Origin of the sequence: Thiobacillus denitrificans DSM 12475 (genome assembly GCF_000376425.1) — a bacterium.
Taxonomy (GTDB): Bacteria; Pseudomonadota; Gammaproteobacteria; order Burkholderiales; family Thiobacillaceae; genus Thiobacillus; species Thiobacillus denitrificans.
In genome coordinates this window covers 66,613-86,588 of sequence record NZ_AQWL01000007.1, presented here as the reverse complement: position 1 = coordinate 86,588, position 19,976 = coordinate 66,613, and the positions used below count along the sequence as shown (strand labels likewise).

24 protein-coding genes are annotated in these 19,976 nt (G+C 64.6%); 4 read left to right on the top strand and 20 right to left on the bottom strand.

All coding sequences use genetic code 11. The features are described 5' to 3' along the window. Window positions 1–11 precede the first annotated feature (11 nt). From B059_RS0112330 to B059_RS0112260, 15 genes are all read right to left on the bottom strand, one after another. Complete coding sequence (locus B059_RS0112330; protein ID WP_018078567.1) at window positions 12–785, bottom strand: TatD family hydrolase; 774 nt, start codon at window positions 783–785, stop codon at window positions 12–14. A 111-nt stretch (window positions 786–896) separates the two neighbouring features. Beyond that, complete coding sequence (locus tag B059_RS0112325; protein ID WP_018078566.1) at window positions 897–1,268, bottom strand: PilZ domain-containing protein; 372 nt, start codon at window positions 1,266–1,268, stop codon at window positions 897–899. A gap of 12 nt (window positions 1,269–1,280) precedes the next feature. Beyond that, the gene (gene holB, locus B059_RS0112320) at window positions 1,281–2,264 is read right to left on the bottom strand and encodes a DNA polymerase III subunit delta' (RefSeq protein WP_018078565.1); all 984 of its coding nucleotides are present in this window, start codon (window positions 2,262–2,264) and stop codon (window positions 1,281–1,283) included. Then, window positions 2,261–2,875, bottom strand: a complete 615-nt coding sequence (tmk, locus tag B059_RS0112315) for a dTMP kinase (protein ID WP_018078564.1) — start codon at window positions 2,873–2,875, stop codon at window positions 2,261–2,263. Before tmk ends, holB begins: the two co-directional genes overlap by 4 nt. Next, complete coding sequence (mltG, locus tag B059_RS0112310; RefSeq protein ID WP_026177498.1) at window positions 2,872–3,861, bottom strand: endolytic transglycosylase MltG; 990 nt, start codon at window positions 3,859–3,861, stop codon at window positions 2,872–2,874. Before mltG ends, tmk begins: the two co-directional genes overlap by 4 nt. Next, window positions 3,845–4,654, bottom strand: coding sequence for an aminodeoxychorismate lyase (pabC, locus tag B059_RS0112305; protein ID WP_018078562.1), 810 nt, complete (start codon window positions 4,652–4,654; stop codon window positions 3,845–3,847). The genes mltG and pabC overlap by 17 nt, the downstream gene beginning before the upstream one ends. Then, entirely contained in the window at window positions 4,651–5,988 is a 1,338-nt protein-coding gene (locus tag B059_RS0112300; RefSeq protein WP_018078561.1) for an aminodeoxychorismate synthase component I, read from the bottom strand. The genes pabC and B059_RS0112300 overlap by 4 nt, the downstream gene beginning before the upstream one ends. Continuing rightward, a complete protein-coding gene (gene fabF / locus B059_RS0112295; protein ID WP_018078560.1) occupies window positions 5,985–7,217 on the bottom strand; it encodes a beta-ketoacyl-ACP synthase II in 1,233 nt (410 codons plus the stop codon). The genes B059_RS0112300 and fabF overlap by 4 nt, the downstream gene beginning before the upstream one ends. A gap of 166 nt (window positions 7,218–7,383) precedes the next feature. Further along, a complete protein-coding gene (gene acpP / locus B059_RS0112290; RefSeq protein WP_018078559.1) occupies window positions 7,384–7,617 on the bottom strand; it encodes an acyl carrier protein in 234 nt (77 codons plus the stop codon). A gap of 87 nt (window positions 7,618–7,704) precedes the next feature. After that, window positions 7,705–8,445: a 3-oxoacyl-ACP reductase FabG gene (fabG, locus tag B059_RS0112285; RefSeq protein WP_018078558.1), complete on the bottom strand. Its 741-nt coding sequence runs from the start codon at window positions 8,443–8,445 to the stop codon at window positions 7,705–7,707. Window positions 8,446–8,454: 9 nt separating this feature from the next. After that, window positions 8,455–9,378: an ACP S-malonyltransferase gene (gene fabD, locus B059_RS0112280; protein ID WP_018078557.1), complete on the bottom strand. Its 924-nt coding sequence runs from the start codon at window positions 9,376–9,378 to the stop codon at window positions 8,455–8,457. 14 nt (window positions 9,379–9,392) lie between these two features. Next, window positions 9,393–10,352: a beta-ketoacyl-ACP synthase III gene (locus B059_RS0112275; protein ID WP_018078556.1), complete on the bottom strand. Its 960-nt coding sequence runs from the start codon at window positions 10,350–10,352 to the stop codon at window positions 9,393–9,395. Next, a complete protein-coding gene (plsX, locus tag B059_RS0112270; protein ID WP_018078555.1) occupies window positions 10,349–11,368 on the bottom strand; it encodes a phosphate acyltransferase PlsX in 1,020 nt (339 codons plus the stop codon). Before plsX ends, B059_RS0112275 begins: the two co-directional genes overlap by 4 nt. Window positions 11,369–11,441: 73 nt before the next feature. Then, the gene (rpmF, locus tag B059_RS0112265) at window positions 11,442–11,621 is read right to left on the bottom strand and encodes a 50S ribosomal protein L32 (protein WP_018078554.1); all 180 of its coding nucleotides are present in this window, start codon (window positions 11,619–11,621) and stop codon (window positions 11,442–11,444) included. 30 nt (window positions 11,622–11,651) lie between these two features. Further along, a complete protein-coding gene (locus B059_RS0112260) occupies window positions 11,652–11,999 on the bottom strand; it encodes a YceD family protein (RefSeq protein WP_245538791.1) in 348 nt (115 codons plus the stop codon). A 191-nt stretch (window positions 12,000–12,190) separates the two neighbouring features. On the opposite strand from B059_RS0112260, the gene B059_RS0112255 reads away from it, so the two are divergent. From B059_RS0112255 to B059_RS0112240, 4 genes are read left to right on the top strand one after another with little or no spacing between them, the layout of a single operon-like run. After that, a complete protein-coding gene (locus tag B059_RS0112255) occupies window positions 12,191–13,609 on the top strand; it encodes an acetyl-CoA carboxylase biotin carboxylase subunit (protein ID WP_026177496.1) in 1,419 nt (472 codons plus the stop codon). A gap of 2 nt (window positions 13,610–13,611) precedes the next feature. After that, window positions 13,612–15,456 (top strand): sodium-extruding oxaloacetate decarboxylase subunit alpha, encoded by a 1,845-nt coding sequence (gene oadA, locus B059_RS0112250; RefSeq protein ID WP_018078551.1) that lies wholly within the window; start codon window positions 13,612–13,614, stop codon window positions 15,454–15,456. Then, window positions 15,453–16,031, top strand: coding sequence for a Maf family nucleotide pyrophosphatase (locus B059_RS0112245; protein ID WP_018078550.1), 579 nt, complete (start codon window positions 15,453–15,455; stop codon window positions 16,029–16,031). Before oadA ends, B059_RS0112245 begins: the two co-directional genes overlap by 4 nt. Next, complete coding sequence (locus B059_RS0112240; protein ID WP_018078549.1) at window positions 16,028–16,735, top strand: SAM-dependent methyltransferase; 708 nt, start codon at window positions 16,028–16,030, stop codon at window positions 16,733–16,735. The genes B059_RS0112245 and B059_RS0112240 overlap by 4 nt, the downstream gene beginning before the upstream one ends. 10 nt (window positions 16,736–16,745) lie before the next feature. Here B059_RS0112240 and B059_RS0112235 read toward each other — a convergent pair whose 3' ends face one another. Genes B059_RS0112235 through B059_RS0112215 form a run of 5 tightly spaced genes read right to left on the bottom strand, consistent with a single transcriptional unit; the run spans window position 16,746 to window position 19,827 of the window. Beyond that, on the bottom strand, window positions 16,746–16,958 hold the full coding sequence (locus B059_RS0112235) for a hypothetical protein (RefSeq protein ID WP_018078548.1): 213 nt from the start codon (window positions 16,956–16,958) through the stop codon (window positions 16,746–16,748). Further along, window positions 16,955–17,893 (bottom strand): S49 family peptidase, encoded by a 939-nt coding sequence (locus B059_RS0112230; RefSeq protein WP_018078547.1) that lies wholly within the window; start codon window positions 17,891–17,893, stop codon window positions 16,955–16,957. Before B059_RS0112230 ends, B059_RS0112235 begins: the two co-directional genes overlap by 4 nt. Then, a complete protein-coding gene (locus tag B059_RS0112225) occupies window positions 17,890–18,243 on the bottom strand; it encodes a Rieske (2Fe-2S) protein (RefSeq protein WP_018078546.1) in 354 nt (117 codons plus the stop codon). The genes B059_RS0112230 and B059_RS0112225 overlap by 4 nt, the downstream gene beginning before the upstream one ends. Further along, a complete protein-coding gene (locus B059_RS0112220; protein ID WP_018078545.1) occupies window positions 18,222–18,878 on the bottom strand; it encodes an HAD-IIIA family hydrolase in 657 nt (218 codons plus the stop codon). Before B059_RS0112220 ends, B059_RS0112225 begins: the two co-directional genes overlap by 22 nt. Beyond that, on the bottom strand, window positions 18,862–19,827 hold the full coding sequence (locus B059_RS0112215; protein ID WP_018078544.1) for an RluA family pseudouridine synthase: 966 nt from the start codon (window positions 19,825–19,827) through the stop codon (window positions 18,862–18,864). The genes B059_RS0112220 and B059_RS0112215 overlap by 17 nt, the downstream gene beginning before the upstream one ends. Window positions 19,828–19,976 lie beyond the last annotated feature (149 nt).

Genomic DNA, 19,976 nt, shown 5'->3' with positions numbered 1-19,976 from the left:
GTCGTGCGGTTTCAGTCCGGGCGCGCAGCGGCAAACAGCCGGAAGAAATTCTGCGTGGTGGCGCCGCCCACCGCTTCGGCACTGATGCCGCGCACTCGCCCGATTTCCTCCGCCACGTGCCTAACGAAGCCCGGCTGATTGGTCTGCCCGCGATGCGGCACCGGCGCCAGGTACGGCGCGTCGGTCTCGATCAGCATGCGTTCCAGCGGGATGGCCGCCGCCACCTCGCGTAGCGCGGCGGCGTTCTTGAAGGTGACGATGCCGGAAAACGAAATGTAAAACCCCAGTTCGATGGCGGCTTCCGCCACCGCCAGGCTTTCGGTGAAGCAGTGCATCACCCCGCCCGCCTCGCCCGCCTGTTCCTCGCGCATGATGCGCAGGGTGTCGTCGGCCGCGGCACGGGTGTGGATCACCAGCGGCTTACGGCAGGCCCGCGCCGCGCGGATATGGGTGCGGAAGCGCTCGCGCTGCCATTCGAGGTCGCCGCTCAACCTGAAATAATCCAGTCCGGTCTCGCCGATCGCCACCACCCTGGGGTGATCGGCCAGCGCAACCAGTTCCTCCACCGTCGGCTCGGCGCAGTCCTCGTGGTCGGGGTGCACGCCGACCGAGGCATACACATTCGGATGCGCCTCGGCGAGCGCGCGGATTTCCGGGAATTTTTCCAGTTCCACGCCGATGCACAGCGCATGGCTCACCCGGTTGGCCGCCATCAGGTCGAACACCTCTGGCAGCTTGCAGGCGAGATCGGGGAAATTGATGTGGCAGTGGGAATCGACGAACATTTCAGGTACAGGATTCAAGGCACAAGGCACAAGGCACAAGGCAAAGGTACAAGGTACAAGTTCTCGAAGGCGCGTGAGCGCCGCTCTTGCCACTTGGATCTTGCACCTGCCCTACATGGTATGCGTGGGACGCGCCGATTTTAACGAACCGCCGAGCAAACCTTCAATCTTGTTTTGCGCCGCCTTGCCGCTTTCGTTGGGCGCAAACTGCACCCCGACCCCCTGGGTGCGGCTGCCATGGGCGCCGGCGGGCGTCACCCATACCACCTTGCCCGATACCGGCAGCTTGGCGGGATCCTCCATCAGGGTCAGCAGCATGAACACTTCCTCGCCCATCCTGTAGCTTTTGTTGGTGGGGATGAACAGCCCGCCGCCCTTGATAAAGGGCATGTATGCCGCAAACAACGCGGATTTTTCCTTGATCGACAGCGAAAGCACGCCGGGGCGTACTTGTCCTGCCAGGTCATTGGCTACTGCTTTCATGGTCGACTCTCTTCAATCAAATAGGTGCCGGTACCGAATCAGCCAGGCTTGCAGCTGCACCGCCCGATTCAGCGGATGGGCGAGTACCCTGCCTTCGTTCGCCTGCATTCTGGCAAGCGCCAGCAGTTTACCCAGATCGGCCTGCGCCCCCAGGCGCGTCAATACATCAGAAAAATCGCGGTTGAACTGCACGCTGCCCTGCAGCTTGACCGCCAGCAAATCGCCCAGCCATTTATACACCACGGCATGCCAGGTCTGCGGCTTGACCGCCTTCCAGCGTTCGCCCAGTGTCACCGGATCGAGTTGTCCGGGGCGTGCCAGGCCTTCCAGCACGCTGCGCCGCTCATCCAGCTCGGCTCCCCCGGCCCAGTTCAAGGCATCCAGCGGCGCCCCGCCGGACAAGGCTAGCAAGGTCGCCGCATCCTCCAGTTGCTGGCCGGCCAGCCACTGCATCGCGATTTCAGTCGCCGGCAGGCCGAGGTCCAGTCGGGTGCAGCGGCTGCGGATGGTCGGCAACAGGCGCCGGGGCTGATCCGACACCAGCACGAATACCGTATTTAACGGCGGCTCCTCGAGCACCTTTAACAGCGCGTTGGCCGCCGCCAGGTTGAGGCTGTCCGCCGGGCTGACCAGCACCACGCGAAAGCCCGCGCGGTAGGTGGAAAGCTGGACGAAATCGACCGCTTCGCGCGCCTGTTCGACCTCGATGGCGACGGCCATTCTGGTTTCGCCATCCTTGCCGGTTTTTTCCTGCAGGGTGAGCAGGCGAAAATCCGGATGCGTACCGCTGTCGAACCAATGGCAGGCCGGACAGCCGCCGCATGCCGCGCCATCCGGCAGCGGCGCTTCGCACAGCAAGGCCCGTGCCCACGCCTGCGCCAGCGCGCCCTTGCCCACTCCGCGCGGGCCGGCCAGCAACAAGGCCTGTGCCGGGCGCCCGCGGGTCGCCAGCAGGCGCTGCCACGCCGCCGCCAGCCAGGGATACGGTGCGCTCACAGCACGTCCTGCAGCAACTGGCCGATTTCGACCTGCAATTCGGCGATACCGTGGCGCGCATCGAGCACGCGGATGCGTGCCGGCTCGGCATGCGCGCGGTCGAGATAGGCATTGCGCACGCGGCTGAAGAAGCGGTCGGCCTCGCGCTCGAAACGGTCGGCGCTGCGCGCGGCCGAGCGGCGCGCTTCCGCCACCTCCGGCGGGACATCGAACAGCAGCGTGAGATCGGGCGCAAAACCGCGCTGCACCCAGGCTTCCAGCGCGGCGATGCGCTCGGCCGCGATGCCGCGCCCGCCGCACTGATAGGCGTAGCTGGCGTCGGTGAAGCGGTCGGACACCACCCACGCGCCGCGCGCCAGTGCCGGCCGGATCAATCCGGCCAGGTGTTCCTGGCGCGCGGCGAACATCAGCAGCAGCTCGGTGTCGGCGTCCATCTCGCGATGCAGCAGCAGTTCGCGCAGTGTTTCGCCCAGCGGCGTGCCGCCTGGCTCGCGGGTGACCACCACTTCCCTGCCCTGCTGGCGCAACCAGTCGGCGACAAATCCCAGGTGGGTGCTTTTGCCGGCGCCGTCGACGCCTTCGAGAGTGATGAATTTGCCGGAGATCGTCATCGCTGGTAGCGGTTCACCGCGCGGTTGTGCGCATCGAGATTGCTGGAAAAAACATGGGTGCCATCGCCGCGCGCCACAAAATACAGCGCATCGGTCTTCGCGGGATTGAGCGCGGCCTGGATCGCCGCCGCACTTGGCATCGCAATCGGCGTCGGCGGCAGCCCGGCACGCGTATAGGTGTTGTACGGCGTGTCACGCTGCAGATCGACCTTGCGCAGGTTACCGTCAAAACGCTCGCCCAGCCCATAGATCACGGCAGGATCGGTCTGCAGGCGCATTCCCAGCCTGAGCCGGTTGAGGAACACGCCGGCAATCTGCGGGCGCTCGTACGCCGCACCGGTTTCCTTTTCCACGATCGACGCCATGATGAGCGCTTCATATGGCGTGCGGTAAGGCAGACCGGGAGCGCGGGTTTCCCAGGCGGTCAGGAGTCTTTCGTGTTGCAAGCGGTAGGCGCGGCGCAGCACACCGAGGTCGGAGGTATGCGGTGCGTAGAAATAGGTATCGGGAAACAGCAGGCCTTCCGGGTAGCGTTCTTCCGCGCCGATTGCCTGCAGAATCTCGGCATCGCTCATGCCTGCGCTGTCGTTCTTCAGTAGCGGTTGCGCGGCAAGCGCGGCGCGCACCTCGCGCCAATTCCAGCCTTCGATGAACTGCACGATCGCTTGCGATACTTCGCCGCGCTGGATCTTGGCATACAGCTCCAGTGGCGTGAGCGGCCGGTCGAGCCTATATACCCCCACCTTGAGCGTTCCGGCCTTGTCCAGCACGCGCCCGAGCAGCCAGAACACCTGCGCATTGCCGATCACGCCTTCGCGTTCGAGCATCGTGCTCAGACTCCGCAAATGGGTGCCGGGTGCCACGTTGATGGTTTTCGGCAACGGCTCGATAGGCAAAGGCTGGTTGGCATACCATGCCAGCCCGCCTGCCCCCGCCAGTGCAGTCAGGCCGGCAAGCAGGGCCAACCGCTTAATCCACGTCTTCATACAAGGCAGTTTTCAAAATACCGGTCCAGCCCGCAGGCGGCCAGACCGAATCTTCCAGCCGGGCCACGCGGCGCACACCGATGACGCTGTTGCAGATCATCACTTCATCGGCAGCGAGTATAGCGGCTGGCATCAAACGGCCGACATGGACAGGAATGCCGCGGCGTGCCAGGACGCGCAGCAGGCGCGTCCTGGCGACGCCGGCCACCCCGCATTCGCTCACATCCGGGGTATACAGCTCGCCGTCCTTCACCGCCAGCAGATTGCTCATTACGCCACCGATCACCACGCCGGTGTCGTCGCACAGCAGTCCCTCCGCAATCGCCGGGTCATCCCACTCGGCCCGCGCCAGCACGTTCTCCAGCCGGTTCAGATGCTTGATTCCGGCCAGCCGCGGCTGGCGCGCCAGACGCAGCATGCACCAGCGCGCAACGATGTCGTCCGGCGCATCGGCCTGCGCATGGGCAGGCAGGGGCGCAGACAGCACGATGCGGGTGACGGCCTGCCCCTGCGGCGGCGCATAACCGCGCGCACCGGCGCCGCGGGTGAGAATGATCTTGACCACGCCCTCCCCGGTCGCGGCCGCCCGGCAAACCTCGGCGCGCAGGCCGGCCTCGTCAGGGCAATCCAGCCTCAACGCCGCACAATCGGCCGCCAGCTTGGCGTAATGATCGCGCCACCATAGCGGTTGAGCGGCGTACGTGCGCAGGGTACGGAATACGCCGTCGCCGTAGGCCAGGCCGCGGTCCCGCGCGTCCACAGCGTCATCCGGATGGCCGTTGACGAGTATCATGCGACCCCCAGCGCGTGCAACAGACCGCATGCCTTGGCGCGCGTTTCATCGAGCTCGCGCGCGGCCATCGAATCGGCCACGATGCCGGCGCCGGCGCGGAAACTCAGTTCGCGTCCGCGCAGCAGGAAGCTGCGGATCAGGATATTGAAATCGAAGCTGCCGTCGCGGTTGATGTAGCCGAGGCTGCCGGTGTAGCTGCGTCGCGGCGTCTGTTCGAGTTCACGGATGATCTGCATGGTGCGTACCTTGGGACAGCCGGTAATGGTGCCGCCGGGAAACATCGCGCGCAAGGCGTCGATCACGCGCGCGCTGCTGCGCAGCCGGCCGCAGACGGTCGATTCGATGTGATGCACGTGGCGGTAGCTGGCGATGTCCATCAGGGCCGGCACCTTCACGCTGCCCGCATCGCACACCCGTCCGAGGTCGTTGCGTTCCAGATCGACCAGCATGACGTGTTCGGCGCGCTCCTTGGGATGTGCCTGCAGGCGTGCGCGCAGCGCCGCATCCTCCGCCGCATCCTCGCTTCTCGGATGCGTGCCGGCAATCGGCCGGGTTTGCAGCATCCCGTCGCGGCCAAGGCGAACCAGCCGTTCGGGCGACGAGCTCACGATCGCCCATTCATCCATCTGCAGCAGCGCCGAAAACGGCGCCGGATTACGCCGCATCAGCCGGGCGAACAGCGAAGCCGCGGAAACCGGCGCGGCGAATTCGGCCTGCCAGCCGCGCGACAGATTGACCTGGAACACGTCGCCCGCGCGAATGTAATCCTGGATGCGCGCAACGCCGGCAACAAACGCATCGGGCGCACTCTCATGCAGGGCGTGCAATTCGGGCAATGCCGCGATGGGCGGCGGCAGCGCTGCCAGATCGCGCTGCATGCCGTCGAGCAGTTCAGTCTGCCCGGCCTCGGCCATCAGGACGCAACGCCGGTTCGCGCGGTCGAACAGGATCGCCGCGGGAATGCGCACCAGCCAGGCAAGGGGGAAATCGGCATCATCCTCGGCCTGCCCGACGCTGGGTTCGAACAGGCCGCCCAGTTCATACGCAAACGCGCACAGCCAGCCGCCGCTGAAAGGCAGGCTGTGGTCTGCCTGCCGGGGGCCGGGCTGCAACTGCATCGCCGGATGCGCCTGCAGCTCGCGCAACCCGTCGGCTGAGGCAATCCGCACGACTTCCTGCGGGAACGCAAACAGCACGTCCCAGCCAGTGCCGCCGCTGCTCAGGAACAGGCCGGGGTAACGCCGAGGATCGGACGCCTGAAGCCCGGCCAGATCAGGCCATTGCGGCCATTCCCGGGTTTCGGGCGTGCTCGGGCGATCCGCAGTGACAGTCAAACGCGCTTGAAAACCAGCGAGCCGTTGGTACCGCCGAACCCGAAGTTGTTCTTGAGCGCGAAGTCGATCTTCATATCACGCGCGGTGTTGGCGCAGTAATCGAGGTCGCATTCCGGGTCTTGCGAAAAGATGTTGATGGTGGGAGGCGACACCTGATGGTGCACCGCCAGCACGCTGAACACCGACTCGACACCGCCGGCGCCGCCCAGCAGGTGGCCGGTCATCGACTTGGTCGAGTTGACCACCAGCTTGTAGGCGGCATCGCCCAGCGCAAGCTTGATCGCATCGGTCTCGTTCTTGTCGCCCAGCGGCGTCGAGGTACCGTGCGCGTTGATGTAATTCAACTGGCCGGGATTCACTCCGGCGTCGCGCATCGCGTTCAGCATCGCACGCCTGGGGCCGTCGGTGCTCGGTGCCGTCATGTGATAGGCGTCGCCGCTCATGCCGAAGCCCACCACTTCGGCGTAGATTCTGGCGCCGCGTGCCCTGGCGTGTTCGTATTCCTCGAGCACCAGCACGCCGGCACCCTCGCCCAAGACGAAGCCGTCGCGATCCTTGTCCCACGGACGGCTGGCGGTGGCCGGATCGTCGTTGCGGGTGGACAGCGCGCGTGCCGACGCGAAACCACCCACGCCCAGCGGCGAAGTCGCGCACTCGGCGCCACCGGCGATCATCACGTCCGCATCGCCATGCTCGATCATGCGGGCGGACAGGCCAATCGCGTGCAGGCCGGTGGTGCAGGCGGTGACGACCGCCAGGTTGGGGCCCTTCACTCCATACAGGATCGAAAGGTTGCCGGAAATCATGTTGATGATGGAGCCCGGAATGAAGAAGGGGGAGATCTTCCGTGGCCCCGATTCCATCAGCAGGCTATGGGTCTCCTCGATCAGCGGCAGACCACCGATGCCGGAGCCGATATTGATGCCGATACGCTCGGCATTGGCTTCGGTGACCTCGATGCCCGAATCACGGATCGCCTGGATCCCGGCGGCCATGCCGAACTGGATGAAGACATCCATGCGGCGCGCCTCTTTCGGGTTGAGGTATTGCTCAACCTCGAAATTCTTGACCTCGCCTGCCATCTGGGAGGCGAAGGGCGAAGGATCGAAACGGGTGATCCGGGCGATTCCGGTACGGCCGGCAACCAGGTTATCCCAGGCTTCCGGTATGGTGTTGCCGACCGGGGATACGATCCCCAGGCCGGTTACGACGACGCGACGTTTGGACAAAAGTCAGTCCTTTTTATCGATCCGGCACGACACGGTGTACGCCGAATCATTGAACATTGAAAGCGCACTATTTGGACGGCCAGCGAACCCAGCCTGGCAAGCGGGAATTGAACGCGCGCACGCAGCTTCGCACATTGCCGGGCCAACTCAATAGCCGGGTGAACGATCAGCTGGAGTGGCTGTTGACGTAATCGATCGCCTGCTGGACGGTGGTGATCTTTTCCGCGTCTTCGTCGGGAATTTCGCAGCCGAACTCTTCTTCCAGCGCCATCACCAGCTCGACCGTATCGAGCGAGTCGGCGCCAAGGTCGCCGACGAAGGAAGACTCGTTCTTGATGTCCGCCTCGTTGACGCCCAGTTGCTCGGCGACGACTTTAATTACACGCTGTACGTTATCCATTACTGATCCTCTCTTGAAATAGGGCCCCAATGAAATTGAAGCCCGGAAAAATGAAACCCGGCGATTTTACCAAACTTTCCGTGACGGTTACGCCATGTACATGCCGCCGTTGACATGCAGGGTGGTGCCCGAGATATAGCCGGCGGCAGGCGAGGCCAGGAAAGCGACGGCCTGCGCAATGTCTTCCGCTGTACCTAGCCGCCCCAGCGGGATGTGCCCGAGCAACGCCTGCCTCTGAGCATCCGGCAGCGCACGCGTCATGTCGGTGTCGATGAAGCCCGGCGCCACGCAGTTGACGGTGATATTGCGGCTGCCGACTTCGCGGGCCAGCGACTTGGTGAAGCCCATGATGCCGGCCTTGGCCGCGCTGTAATTGGTCTGCCCGGCATTACCCATCGCGCCCACCACCGAGGCGATGGAGATAATGCGGCCGCTGCGCGTCTTCATCATCGCGCGCAGCACCGCGCGCGACAGACGGAACACGGAAGTGAGGTTGGTTGCCAGGATGGCGTCCCATTCTTCGTCCTTCATCCGCATCAACAGGTTGTCGCGAGTGATGCCGGCGTTGTTGACCAAGATGCCGATGGCGCCGAAATCCTTTTCGATCGCCGCGATCACGGCATCGACTTCGGCAGCATCGGTGACGTCGAGCTTCATGCCGCCGCCCTTAATGCCGGCGGCGGCGAGGTAATCGCTGATCACCTGCGCACCCGTGTCGCTGGTTGCGGTGCCGATCACGACAGCCTCTGCCTGACCGAGCGCCAGCGCGATCGCCTGGCCGATTCCGCGGCTGGCGCCCGTAACGAGGGCGATTTGTCCTTGCAGCATGGTGTCTCCTTATTGATTGAGCGCAGCCGCGAGGCTGGCTTCATCCACCAGCGCCACGGCCGGCAGGCTGTCGTCGATGCGCTTGTTGAGGCCCGCCAGCACCTTGCCAGGGCCGCATTCGATCACGCGCTCGATGCCGGCGGCTTTCAGTGCCCGCACAGTTTCGACCCAGCGCACCGGGGTGTGCAGCTGCTTCGCCAGTGCGGCGCGGATCGCGTCGGGTGCGGTGTGGCTTTGCACGTCGGTGTTATGCAGCACGGGGATGGTTGGCGCCGCGATCGCCACGCCCTGCAGATGCAGCCGCAGCGTCTCGGCCGCCGGCAGCATCAGTGAGGAATGCGACGGCACGCTGACCGGCAGCGGCAGGGCTCGCTTGGCGCCCTTCTCTTTCGCCAGCGCCATGGCGCGCTCGACCGCGGCCTTGTTGCCCGCGATGACCACCTGTCCGGGGGAATTGAGATTCACCGCCTCGGCCACCTCGCCCGCAGCCGCCTCATTGCAGACCGCGCGCACGACATCGTCGTCCAGTCCCAGAATCGCCGCCATCGCACCGACGCCTTCGGGTACTGCCGCCTGCATCGCTTCAGCGCGGAAGCGCACCAGCCTGATCGCATCGGCTAAGCCCAGCGCGCCTGCCGCCACCAGCGCCGCGTATTCGCCCAGGCTGTGTCCTGCCAGCAAGGCCGGGCTTGCGCCGCCCGCTGTCTGCCACGCGCGCCAGGCAGCGACATCCGCCGCCAGCATCGCCGGCTGGGTATTGACGGTCTGGTTGAGCAGGTCGGCCGGGCCGTCGGCGACCAGCGCCCACAGATCCTGGCCGAGTGCGTCGGACGCCTCGTCAAAGGTGGCGCGCACTTCGGCGCGATCGCCCCAGCCCTGCATCATGCCGACCGACTGCGAGCCCTGCCCGGGGAAAACAAAAGCCAATTTCATAGGGGTCTTTTCTTTTAATACTTGAGGAGCGCCGAGCCCCAGGTGAAGCCGCCGCCGAAGGCTTCCATGAGAACCGTCTGACCGCGCCGGATGCGGCCGTCGCGCACCGCCACGTCGAACGCCAGCGGCACCGAAGCGGCCGAGGTGTTGCCGTGTCCGGCGACGGTGGTGACGACGTTGTCCATACTCATGCCAAGCTTTTTCGCGGTGGCGGAGATGATGCGGATATTGGCCTGGTGCGGCACCAACCAGTCGATGTCGGATTTCGAAAGGCCATTGGCTTCCAGCGTTTCGTCGACGATGCGGTCCAGCGTATTGACCGCCATCTTGAACACGGCATTGCCTTCCATCCGCATCAGCGCCGGCTCGTGCAGGCCGGTCGACGGGCCGTTGGTGGTGCGCAGCAGTTCCTTGTGGCGGCCATCGGCATGGATGTGGGTGGCGACGATGCCGGGTTCGGCGGACGCGCCCAGCACCACCGCGCCGGCGCCGTCACCCCACAGGATGCAGTTGCCGCGGTCGTTCCAGTCGGTGATGCGCGACAGCGTTTCGGCGCCGACCACCAGCACATGCCTGGCCGCGCCGGTCTTGATGAACTGGTCGGCCACGCTCAAGGCATAGACGAAACCGCTGCACACCGCCTGCAGATCGAACGCCGGCTTGCCGTTGGTCATCCCCAGCTTGGACTGCACGATGCAGGCGGTGCTGGGGAAAACCAGGTCGGGCGTGGTGGTAGCGACCAGCAGCAGGTCGATGTCGTCGGGCGCCAACCCGGCCGCATCGAGCGCCGCCCGCGCGGCCTGGGCCGCCAGATCGCTGGTGAATTCGCCCTCGGCGGCGATATGGCGCTCGCGGATGCCGGTGCGGTCGACGATCCACTGGTCGTTGGTCTCGACCAGTTTTTCGAGATCGGCGTTGGTGAGGATGCGCGCAGGCAGATAACTGCCAGTGCCGAGAATGCGGGAATAGGTCAAGCAGCCACCCGTTGCAGAAGTTGAATCTGGTCTGTGATGCGTTTCAGTACATTGTTGCGGACTTCTTCGCTGGCAGTCTCGATCGCATGCTCGAACGCAAGGCGGTCGGCCGAACCATGGCTTTTCACCACCACGCCCTTGAGCCCCAGCAGCGTGGCGCCGTTGTAGCGACGCGGATCGAGACGGCGCTTGAAGGCATTCAGCACCGGCATGGCGAGCAGACCGGTGATGCGGGTCAGCCAGTTGCGCTTGAACTCGGCGCGCAGCGTGGTGGCTATCATCTTGGCGAGTCCTTCGGAGGCTTTCAGAGTCACGTTGCCGACGAAGCCGTCGCACACCACCACGTCGGTGGTGCCCTTGAAGATGTCGTTGCCTTCGACATTGCCGTAGAAATTCAGGTGGCTGTCGCGCAGCAGTTCGGCGGCGCGTTTCACCATTTCGTTGCCCTTGATGTCTTCCTCGCCGATGTTGAGCAGGCCCACGCTCGGATTCGGCTTATGCTCCACCGCCGACACCAGCATCGCGCCCATGATGCCGAACTGCAGCAGATGCTCGGCGCTGCAGTCGACATTGGCTCCCATATCCAGTACCAGCGCGTGGCCGCTGATCGTCGGCATCACGGCGGCGATCGCGGGACGGTCGATGCCGGGCAGGGTTTTCAGGACGAAGCGCGCGGTCGCCATCAGCGCACCGGTGTTGCCCGCCGACACGCAGGCGTCGGCCTCGCCGGATTTGACGAGATCGATGGCCACCCGCATCGAGGAGTCTTTTTTCCCGCGCAGCGCCAGCGCGGGGGCCTCGTCCATCGCCACCACCTGGCTGGCGTGGCGCACGATGAGGCGCGGTCCGGTCTTGACACGGCGTGCCTTGAGTTCAGCGGCGACGATATCCTGCGGCCCGACTAGAATCACGTTCAGGTCAGGATGACGCGCAAGACAGCGGATCGCCGCCGGGACGGTGACATGGGGACCGTGATCGCCCCCCATGACATCAATGGCGACTGTGATATTTCTCATGCAGCCGAAAGCGTGGGCTGATCGGGACGCCCCCGGCCACGGCAATCATGGCCGGGGGCGCGCGAGGGCGGAATTATTCGCCTTTGGCCTTGACGACTTTGCGGCCACGATAAAAGCCGTTGGGGCTGATATGGTGGCGCAGATGCGCTTCGCCCGTGGTCGGCTCGACGGCCAGCGGCGGATTGGTCAGAAAATCGTGCGCACGGTGCATGCCGCGCTTGGACGGGGATTTCTTGTTCTGCTGGACAGCCATTTCTTACTCCTTGAAAATTCATTTCACCCCTCAGGCGGGGCATTCACCTTCTGCGTGCATGGCCGCCAGCGGCAGGCTCAACAACACTTCATCCTCAACCAGATCGACGAGATTGAGCTTCTCGCCGGCCAGGATCGCATCGCCGTCGGGCAGCGCATCCAGCCGCTCCAGCTCGGTTTCGTTGCGCGCCAGATGCAGCGTGCGCTCGATCTGCACCGTATGCCGCATGCCGCCCAGGCAACGCTGACAGGTCAGCTCGACCTCGCCGTGAATCGCCAGCAACAGGGACAAGCCACCGCGCTGATCCGTCTGCCCGGCGACTCGACAGAACAGCGCGCCTTGCGTAAATTCGCGGGCTAGACGCGGAAACGCAGACACCTCCGACTGCGTTTCCCACGACTGTGAATCCCTGCAAAAACGCCGTGGATCGACCTCAACAGGCTGATGCACGGCACACCCGATCAACAGCGTACTGGGTTAACGCGCACAGGCTCGACATGACGCACCCGGTTAAACATTAGCCCGCAATGATATGATTTCGCGTTATTTTTGTCAAAGAAACGGTGGCCATGATTAAGAAAATACTGGTCGCCAACCGCGGCGAGATTGCCGTCCGCATCGTGCGCGCCTGCGCCGAACTGGGCATCAAGTCGGTCGCCATCTATACCGATGCCGACCGCCACGCACTGCACGTCAAGAAAGCCGACGAGGCCTACCACATCGGCAAGGATCCCATTCTCGGCTATCTGAACGCGCACACGCTGGTCAATCTGGCGGCCGCATCGGGCTGCGATGCATTGCATCCCGGCTATGGCTTCCTCTCCGAAAACCCCGATCTGGCCACCATCTGCGCACGTCGCGGCATCCGCTTCATCGGCCCCTCGCCCGACGTGATCCGCCGCATGGGCGACAAGATCCAGGCGCGCAATGCGATGATCGCCGCCGGCATTCCGGTGGTGCCGGGATCGGATCACAACCTGGAGAACGTCGAGGAGGCGCGCGCACTGGCCGGCAGAATCGGCTATCCGGTGATGCTCAAGGCCACCAACGGCGGCGGCGGGCGAGGCATCCGCCGCTGCGACAGCGAAGAGGAACTGCTGAAAAATTACGACCGCGTGGTGTCGGAAGCCAGCAAGGCCTTCGGCAAGCCCGAAGTCTTCGTCGAAAAATGCGTGGTGCGGCCCAAGCACATCGAGGTGCAGATTCTCGGCGACACCCAGGGCAACGTGATTCACCTGTTCGAGCGCGACTGCTCGATCCAGCGGCGCAACCAGAAGCTGATCGAGATCGCGCCGAGCCCGCAGCTCACCGAGGCACAGCGGCAATACATCGGCAAGCTGGCGGTGCGCGCCGCCAAATCGGTCGGCTACGTGAATGCCGGCACGGTGGAATTCCTGCTCGACCAGGACAACCAGTTCTATTTTATGGAAATGAACACCCGGCTGCAGGTCGAACACCCGATCACCGAAACCATTACCGGCGTCGACATCGTGCAGGAGCAGATCCGCATCGCCGACGGCAAGCCGCTGCAATACAGGCAGGAAGACATCGCGCATCGCGGCTACGCGATCGAATTCCGCATCAACGCCGAAGATCCGAAAAACGAATTCCTGCCCAGCCTCGGCCGCATCACGCGCTACTATTCGCCGGGCGGCCCCGGCGTGCGCGTCGACGCGGCGATTTACACCGACTACGTGATTCCGCCCTACTTCGATTCCATGTGCGCCAAGCTCACGGTGTGGAACCTGAACTGGGAAGCGACCGTCGAACGCGGCCGCCGGGCGCTCGCCGATATGCTGGTGTACGGCGTGAAGACGACGATTCCCTACTACCAGGAAATTTTGAAAAACCCCGAGTTCCGCAGCGGGCGCTTCAATACCGGCTTTGTGGATGAACATCCGGAACTCACCCAGTACACTGAAAAGAAACCGCCGGAAGTGATCGCCGCCGCCATCGCCGCCGCCATCGCCGCTCATCAAGGGTTGTAAAAATGACCAAAGTATTCGTTACCGATCTCGTCCTGCGCGACGGCCACCAGTCGCTCATCGCCACCCGCATGCAGACCGCCGACATGCTGCCGATCTGCAGCAAGCTGGATCAAGTGGGCTTCTGGTCGCTGGAAGCCTGGGGCGGCGCCACCTTCGACGCCTGCGTGCGCTTTCTGCGTGAAGACCCGTGGGAGCGCCTGCGCAAGCTCAGGAAGGCACTGCCCAACACCCGCATCCAGATGCTGCTGCGCGGGCAGAACCTGCTGGGCTACCGCAATTACTCCGACGACGTGGTGCGCGCCTTCGTGCAGAAATCCGCCGACAACGGCGTCGACGTGTTCCGCGTGTTCGACGCGATGAACGACCTGCGCAACCTGCGCGTGTCGATCGAAACGGTCAAGGCGGCCGGCAAGCACGCCGAAGGCGCGATCTGCTACACCACCAGCCCGGTACACAACATCCCGCACTTCGTCGAACTGGCCAAGGGCCTGGCGGAGATGGGCTGCGACACCATCGCGATCAAGGACATGGCGGGCCTGCTCACGCCCTATTCCGCGTTCGAGCTGGTGCAGGCAATCCGCGCCGCAACCCAGCTGCCCATCCACACGCACAGCCACGCGACCTCGGGCCTGGCGCACATGACGCACCTGAAGGCGGTGGAAGCCGGCGCCAGCATCATCGACACCTGCGTCGGCGCATTTGCCGAGGGTGCCAGCCATCCCACCACGCAAAGCCTGGTCGCCGCATTGGCGGGCACCGAATACGACACTGGCCTGTCGCTGCCGCTGATCGAGGAAATCTCGGCCTACTTCAAGGACGTGCGCAAGAAATACTGGCAGTTCGAGTCGGCCTTCACCGGCACCGACACCCGCGTGCTGATCAACCAGGTGCCGGGCGGGATGATCTCCAATCTCGCCAACCAACTGAAGGAGCAGGGCGCGATCGACAGGATGGACGCCGTGCTCGAAGAAATCCCACACGTGCGCGAAGATCTCGGCTACCCGCCGCTGGTCACGCCCACCTCGCAGATCGTCGGCACCCAGGCAGCGTTGAACGTGCTCACCGGCGCACGCTACAAATCGGTCACCAACGAAGTGAAGCTCTACCTGCAGGGCCGCTATGGCAAGGCACCCGGGCATATCAACGAAGAAGTGCGCAAAATCGCCATTGGCAATCTCGACGTCACCACCTGCCGGCCCGCCGACCTGATGGCCGACGAGCTCGACAAGCTGCGCGGCGAAATCGAGGGACTGGCCAAGTCGGACGAGGACGTGCTGACCTACGCCATGTTCCCCGAAATCGGCAAGACCTGGTTGCAGGAACGCGCGGCGGGCACCCTCAGGCCCGAAGCGCTGCCGCCGCCGGGCGCCGCGCAACAGGACAGCGCGCCGCGTTATGCAGCCGACGAATTCAAGATTACGCTGCATGGCGAGACCTACCACATCAAGTTGTCGGGCAGCGGCCGCAGCGACGCCTCGCAACGGCCCTACTTCGTGTCGGTGGACGGCATCTCGGAAGAAGTGCTGGTCGAGCCGCTGAACGAAGTCGCCGTGACCGGCAACGACAGCGCCCAGCGAAAAACCGCGGCCGCGCCCGGCGCATCCGGGCAGAAACCGCGCCCCAGCCACCCCGGCCACGTCACCGCAGCCATGCCCGGCACCATCGTCGACGTGCTGGTGAGCATCGGCCAGCTGGTCAAGGCCGGTGACGGCGTACTGGTGATCGAGGCGATGAAGATGGAAAACGAAGTGCAGGCACCGATCACCGGCATCGTCCTCAGCGTTTTCGCAAAAAAAGGCGATGCGGTGACGCCCGACATGGCGCTGGTCGAGATCCAGCCGGAATGACGCTGGTCCTCGCTTCCACCTCGCGCTACCGGCGCGAACTGCTGTCGCGCCTGGGGGTCCCGTTCGAAATACTGTCGCCCGACATCGACGAAACGCCGCTGCCCGGCGAGACGCCCTCGGCTACCGCGCTACGGCTGTCGGTGTGGAAGGCGCAGGCCGCGGCAGCAAGCTACCCCGACGCGCTGATCATCGGCTCCGACCAGGTGCTGATGCTGGACGGCGAACAACTCGGCAAGCCCGGCAACTTTGACAACGCCTTCGCCCAACTGCAGAAAATGCAGGGCAAGGCAATGGTGTTCCACACCGCGCTGACCTTGCTCAACAGCCGCACCGGCCACGCGCAGACGCGCGACGTGCCGACCGTGGTGCACATCCGGCCGCTCACCGACGCGCAGATCGCCAGCTATCTGAAGAAGGAGCAGCCCTACGACTGCGCCGGCTCGGCGAAGAGCGAATCGCTCGGCATCGCGCTGATGCAGCGCATGGACAGTCCCGACCCCACCGCCCTGATCGGCCTGCCGCTGATGACTCTGACCGGAATGCTCGCCAACGAGGGGATGGACGTTCTTGCATGAGCGCCGGCACCCTCTACCTCATCCCGGTGCCGCTGGGGCCGGTCAGCCCGGACGCCTGTCTGCCCCCTGAGACCCTCGCCGCCGCGCGCCGCCTCGATCACTTCATCGTCGAGCGCGCCAAGACGGCGCGCGCGCATCTGAAGGCGATGGGACACCCACAGCCGCTGCAGTCGCTGCATCTCGAAGAACTCAACGAACACACCCCGGCCGCCGCCATCCCGCCGCTGCTGGCGCCGCTCAAGGCCGGCCACGACGTCGGCCTGCTGTCGGAAGCGGGCTGTCCGGCCGTCGCCGACCCTGGCGCCGCGCTGGTCATGGCCGCGCATTGCGCGAATATCCGGGTGGTTCCGCTGATCGGCCCATCGTCGATTCTGCTGGCGCTGATGGCCTCGGGCCTGGGCGGGCAGCGCTTCGCCTTCCACGGCTACCTGCCCGCCAAGGAAGCCGAGCGGTGCCAGGCCATCCGCGAACTGGAAAAAACCGCGCGTCGCGATCACGCCACCCAGCTCTTCATCGAGACGCCCTACCGCAGTGCCGCGCTGCTGGATGCGCTGGCCACGACCCTCGCGTCCAATACGCTTATCAGCGTCGGCGCGGATCTCAGCCTGCCCAGCCAGTTGATCCAGACCCGCAGCGCCAGGAACTGGCGCGGCCAGACCGATGCGGTCAAGGATCGTCTGGTGGTATTCGGCATCGCCGCGTAGAACGCGGGAATCAGAATTTCAGCGTATCGAGCCTGAGCGTGACAACGTCGCCCGCTGCGGTTTGCGCCTGCAGCCATTCGGCGCCGTCGCGGGTATACACATCGAGCGGCAGCAGGCGCTGCGCCATGCCGCCCTCCAGCGTCAACTCCAGCCACTGCTGCGTGAGCGCGGCGAACTCCAGCCGCTCGTGATCGGCACAGGCGATCGGACGGTAGTCGTTCAACGCAGGGTAACGCCTGCTTTTTCGAACGGCGTCAGCGCCTTGGCCATCGATGCGCCCAGGCGGCCGGCGAGGCGTTCCGCCAGGCCTTCGCGCTGGGTGTAGTCGACGATGTCTTCCGCCTTGATCACGTCGCGCGCGACCGACTCGACATTGCCCAGCGCGTCGGCAAGGCCGAGCTGGATGCTTTTTTCGCCGCTCCACACCAGGCCGCTGAACATCTCGGGGGTTTCCTGCAGGCGTTTGCCGCGGCCTTCCCGCACCACGCCGATGAACTGGGCGTGGATTTCCTCGAGCATCTGCTTGGCGAACGCCGCTTGCCTGGGGTCTACCGGCGAGAACGGATCGAGAAAACCCTTGTTTTCGCCCGCGGTGAGCAGACGGCGTTCGACACCGAGCTTTTGCATGGTCTGGGTGAAGCCGAAACCGTCCATCAAGACGCCGATGGAGCCGACGATGCTGGCCTTGTCGACGAAGATCTTGTCGGCGCCGGCGGCGACGTAATAGCCCCCCGAGGCGCAGATGTCGTCGACCACGGCGTACAGCGGGGTTTTCGGATACAGTGCGCGCAGGCGCCTGATCTCGTCATAGATCTGCCCTGCCTGCACCGGGCTGCCGCCGGGGCTGTTGATGCGCAGGATCACGCCCTTGGTTTTCTTGTCCTCGAATGCGCCCTGCAGGCTGCTGATCACCGAATCGGCGCTGGCCTGATCGGAGGCGATCACACCCTGCAGATCGACCAGCGCGGTGTGCTCCGTGATCGACACCCGGTCCGAACCGAACCACCCGGCCGCCAGGAACAATACGATGAAGAGATACAGGAAGCCGAGCGTCTTGAACAGAATGCTCCAGTGGCGGCTGCGGCGCTGTTCCTGAATTGCCGACAGCGCCAGCTTTTGCAGGACTTCGCGTTCCCAATTGGGGGTCGGTTCACTCATTGTTGTTCTTCCATCAGATAAACATGGCCGTCGCGTTCGACGACCGGCACGGGAATCAGGCCGCGTCCGGCGCAGCGCCCGCCCACGCAGCGTCCGTCTGCGGGGTGGTAGAGCGCGCCGTGGGTGGAACAGATCAAGTATAGCCGCGAGTGGTCGAAGAACTCACCTTCCTGCCAGTCGAGTTCCACCGGCACGTGGCCGCACTGGTTGAGGAAGGCGCGCGGCTGGCCGGCGAAACGCACCACGAAGGCAGGCTGGGGCCTGCCGGCACGCGTCACCTCGAAGCGCACCCCTTTTCCCGGTTCGGCCAGATCGGCGGCGGCGCAGATCAGGCGTTCGCGGCAAGCCATGCGTGCACTCCGGTAAAACTGTCGATCAGCGCCAGCGGTGCATGCGGCCGCAGATCGCCCACTTCGTGTGCGCCGTAGGTCACCCCCAGGCTGGCGACGCCGGCATTTGCCGCCATCAGGAGGTCGTGGCTGGTATCGCCGATCACCAGGGTGCGCGCGGGGTCGGCATCCAGTTCGGCCATCAGTTCCAGCACCATCGCCGGATGCGGCTTGGAATGCGTCTGGTCGGCGCAGCGGGTGGCAATGAAGCGAGCCCCCAGCCCGCTGGCTTCGAGCGCACGGGACAGGCCGACGCGGCTTTTTCCGGTGGCTACCGCCAACTGAAACCCGCTCTCGTGCAGATCGCGAATGCCTTGGGGCACACCGGCAAATAGCGGAATCTGGGCGTCGCGTCCGAGGTAATGGTGGCGGTAGCGCTCGACCAGCCGCGGGTAGTCGTCGGCTGGCAAGTCCGGCAGCAGGGTTTGCAGTGCCTGAATCAGGCCGAGGCCGATGATCTGGCGCGACGCGCGCTCACCCGGCGTCGGCAGGCCGATATCCTTGCAGGCACGCTGGATCGAATCGACGATCACCCCGGCGGAATCCATCAGGGTGCCGTCCCAGTCGAAAATCAGCAGATCAAATTGTTTGGGCATTCAGGCTTTCCAGAAATCTGGCCAAATCATCGGGCAGCGGCGCTTCGATCAACATGCGCTCACCAGAAACGGGATGCGCGAACACCAGTTTGGCGGCATGCAGGAACATGCGCTTCAATCCCTGCCTGGCCAGCCGCCGGTTGAGTTCGAAGTCGCCGTACTTGTCGTCCCCCGCGATCGGGAAGCCCAGATGCGAAGTGTGCACGCGTATCTGATGGGTGCGCCCGGTCTTCAGTTCCGCTTCCAGTAGGGTGAAATCCTGGAATACCTGCAGACGGCGGAAGACGGTGTGCGCAGACTGTCCTTCGTCGCGCACCGTGACGCGTTTTTCACCTTCCTCGGTGACGCGCTTGTGCAGCGGCAGTTTCACATGCTGCAGCGGGTTCGGCCAGCGCCCCGCCACCAGCGTCAGGTAGCGCTTCTCGATCTTGCCGTCGCGCATCGCCGCGTGCAGCCCGACCAGGGCACGCCGCTTCAACGCAATCAGCAGCACCCCCGAGGTTTCGCGGTCGAGCCGGTGCACCAGTTCCATGGTGCGGCATTCCGGCAGTTCCAGCCGCATCTGCTCGATCACTCCGCGCGAAATGCCGCTGCCGCCGTGCACCGCCATGCCGGCCGGCTTGTTCAGCGCAATCAGGGCGTCGTCGCGGTACAGGATATGCGGCAGCAGGCGGATGCCGCCCTGCGGCAAATGGGTGACGGGGGTGATCACCGGTACGGCCAGACGCACCGGCGGGATGCGGACCTCGTCGTCCAGTCGCAACCGATAGCTGACCTCGGCCCGGCCGCCGTTGATACGTACCTCGCCGCCGCGCACCAGCTTGTAGATGCGGCTTTTCGGCACGCCTTTCAGCCGCGCCATCAGGAAATTGTCCAGACGCTGGCCGTCGGCACTGTCGTCGATCTTCAGCCGCCGGACCGAATCTTTCTCTAAGTCATTCTTTTTCATATACACTATTGTCGGTTAAGGCAGGATTTTGCCTGACCTTGTTGCCCGGCATGAGTGCCGGGCATTATAGAGATCACGCCGGTTACCACGCTCACCGGCCGCCGCCAGCCCGGCCCGTCTGGATTCCTGCCGCCCAGCTAACTCAAGTC